Genomic DNA, 3,092 nt, shown 5'->3' with positions numbered 1-3,092 from the left:
CATGGCGGCCTGGTCGGCGAAAGCGGCGGCGAAGCCCGCCGACTCCTTCACCGTCGTGAGGTACTTGCCGGCGCGGACGCTCCGGAGGGCGCACGCGTAGGAGACGGTGGATGAGGAGAGGCTCATCCCCACCGACAGCGACAGGGCCCAGGTGTCGGCCGTGTCGTCGGGGTCGGCGGCCCCCACGGCCAGGGTCGGCACGAACTGCCCGGATCCGGTGCCGGCCTTCGCGGTGAGGTGAAGGAGGGTCGCGCGGTGGCGTGCGTACGGCGAAGGGCTCACCTCGCCGTAGACCACGCACTTCGCGTCCCTCCCGTTCAGCACGGACGAGGACGTCTCACGGAACGCGCTGCGGAGGTCGTTCCAGACCCTGTCCGGATTCGCGACGTCCGCGTCGAAGTCCCCCTTCGCCCGGGTGGCGTCCACCAGCTCCTTGCGGAGTCTCACGAGGTCCGCCTTGAGCGTGTTCTCCTCGGCCGGGTCGACCTTTTCGACCGTCTCGCCGACCACTGGCAGGTCCAGGACGTCGGGGAGCTGCGCGAGCTTCCCGTCCCGGCCGACCGCCAGGTCCAGCGTGGCGATCCGGCCCGCCGCCCCCGTCTTGTCGCCGGTGGCGCTGCTGCGCCACGTAAGCAGGACGCGGGCCTGCTGCGCCACGTCAGCAGGACGCGGGCCTGCCGCTTGAGCGGCCGGACCGCCCCGCTGCCCGTCGTGCCCTGTTCCTGCTGCTGGTAGAGGGCTGCGGACAGGCCGCCCGAGACCGTTCGGCCCGTGACCGCGAAGGAGTCCCGGCGGATGCCGGGGGAGTCGGCGATCGGCGCGTCCGAGCCCACCCACTGCGGTGCGCCGCCCTTGAGCGTGGCGTGCGCGGCGCGCGGGCCCTGGTCGAACGCGGTGGTGCCGCCGGCCTCGTCGAACCGGTAGTAGGCCGCGAGCCGGGGTTCGTCGCCGATCAGCCGCTGACCCCGGGTCTCGGCGATCCGTGACGTCAGCCGGGCCCGGGACCAGACCCGCACCTCGTCCAGGGTCCCCGAGAAGCGTCCCGCCGTGGCGCTCGTGGCACCGAGGACGAGGGTGGTCCCGGCGGTGGTCAGGGGGGTGAGCGCCTCGGTCCTGACCGCGTCGCCGTCGACGAGGAGGGTGGCCCCGGTGCCGTCGTGCACGGCGGCCACGTGTGCGTACCGGCCCACGGGGACCAGGTCGTCCGCCGTCGTGACGGGAGAGCCCGTCCCGTGGGCCAGGGTCAGGGCGCCCGCGACGGTGACGGCGAGGGTGACGCCGGCCGAGCCCGTGGACAGGACCGTTCCTCCGGCCGCGTCCCGCTTGATCCACGCCTCGATGGTGTAGGCGCCCGTGCCCAGCCCCTCGGGGGCCGTGGCCTCGCCGCGGTAGGCGTTCGTCGCGCCGGAGAACCGCAGCGCGGACTCGGCGAAGTCCGGCTCCGGTACGACGGGGACCAGCGGCAGCCCGCTGAACGGGCAGGTGCCGGGCCCGCGTTCCAGCACGGAGTCCCGGTGCTGCGGGTCCGGGCTGGTCCACAGCTGTCCGCCCCGGGTGTCGAAGAGGCCGTCCTCGGCCTGTCCGACGTTGACGGCGTCGATCCGTCCCGAGGCCGCGTTGTGGACGAAGAACTGCCAGCGCCGCGTGTTCGCGATGATCGTCGGGAGCAGCAGGACGGAGAACCGCCCCTCCGTCAGCGGTCCGACGAAGCCCACCTCCTGCGTGGGCTCGTGGAACGGCTTGTCGTTCATGTCCGACGTGCCGAGCGTGTCCTTCGCCGTGGCCGGCTCGGTACGGTGCCGGCTGCGGCGGTAGCGGACCTCCTGGACGGGGCGCAGCTCGGAGCCGGCGAGCACGAACCGGTCGCAGAGCAGGGCGTCCGGCGCGACGGCCGCGTTCTGCTTCCCGCCGGTGGTCGCGGCACCCGTCAGCCGGCCCTCGGCGGTGCGGCGGACGGCGTCCGCGTGGCCGGCGGCGACGGCCTGCCGGAAGACGAACACGTGACGGCCGTCGGACACCACCTGGAACGGTGCGGCGGCGGTGAGACGGCCGGTGGAGGAGCGCAGCGGGTCCACCTCGTCGTCCGGGACCACCTCGTCGGCACCCAGCTCCACCCGCCCGCCGAGACGGACCCGGGGCAGCGGCTCGGCCCCGATCACGGCCGCGCCCGAGCGTGCGATCTCGGACGGGAACGGCAGCGGGCGCGGGTCGTCGGCCCAGTGGCGGACGTCGAGGTCGGCGTGGCCGATGCCGTCGTCCTCGTGGGCCGGGGCGGCCTTGGAGTCGAGGTCGAGGACGCTGTAGTACAGGCGGCGCTCGTCGTCCAGGGCGAAGGCGAGCACGGTGCCCTGGTGCCGCACCATCGTGGTGTGGACGTAGGTCCGGTCGCTGTAGGTCTTCAGCCTGCTGCCGGCGGGGCGTTCGGTGGCCACGGGTGGCACTTCCCTCCTGGAGGGCCGCACGGCCCTCTCAGCGGCGACCCTCCCCCGTGACACGCGCCGTCACCGCGGTCGGATCCAGGATGGCGGGAAAGATCCACTACGGCGGGCGTGGACCTGTACCGGACCAGGGGAGGCGCCCTGAGGTTGGCCGGATGGAATGTCATCCGGACAGGTGACACCGGGTTTGAGCCACTTGGATCGGTGGCCGACGACCCCCTGTTGGAACGCCGCTGGACGCCGCACGGACCTCCACCGCCTGAGGCCGCCACCCCGAGGGCCGCGGCCCGTGACGGCCTCAGGCGGGGTCGGGACCCGCGTCGAGCTCCTTGCCGAAGTGGAAGGCCATGACGCCCATCCGCTCGCGGAAGTAGAAGCGGTGCGCCGACGTGCGCTGGGTGCCCGAGTCGAGGTCCAGCAGACGGCAGCCGGCCTCGCGGGCGCGGTCCTCGAGGTAGGCGAGCAGGCTCCGCCCCACTCCGGTGGAGCGCCTGTCCCCGGCGGTGACGAGGTCGTCCACGTACAGCTTGCGGATGTCGCAGGTACCGGCGACGATCCGCCAGCCGGCGGCCCCCGTGCACCGGCCGTCGGCGTCGTAGGCGGCGCTGAACCGCAGCCCCTGCGGGTGCCCCTCGGCGTAGACCTCCTCGAAGA

General features: G+C 73.7%; 3 protein-coding genes. All 3 read right to left on the bottom strand.

Going from position 1 to position 3,092, the window contains the following annotated elements:
* Positions 1–447: hypothetical protein (locus VR44_RS20845; protein WP_157880368.1), on the bottom strand; the 447-nt coding region annotated here is incomplete at its 3' end.
* Complete coding sequence (locus VR44_RS20840) at positions 444–2,432, bottom strand: LamG domain-containing protein (protein ID WP_052713735.1); 1,989 nt, start codon at positions 2,430–2,432, stop codon at positions 444–446. The genes VR44_RS20840 and VR44_RS20845, both read right to left, overlap by 4 nt.
* Before the next feature lie 304 nt (positions 2,433–2,736).
* The coding region (locus VR44_RS20835; RefSeq protein WP_045949069.1) for a GNAT family N-acetyltransferase at positions 2,737–3,092 on the bottom strand (356 nt) is incomplete at its 5' end.

Origin of the sequence: Streptomyces katrae (assembly GCF_000966975.1) — a bacterium.
Lineage (GTDB): Bacteria > Actinomycetota > Actinomycetes > Streptomycetales > Streptomycetaceae > Streptomyces > Streptomyces katrae.
The sequence above is the reverse complement of the archived record's forward strand: the minus strand, read 5'-3'. Positions and strand labels throughout refer to the sequence as shown.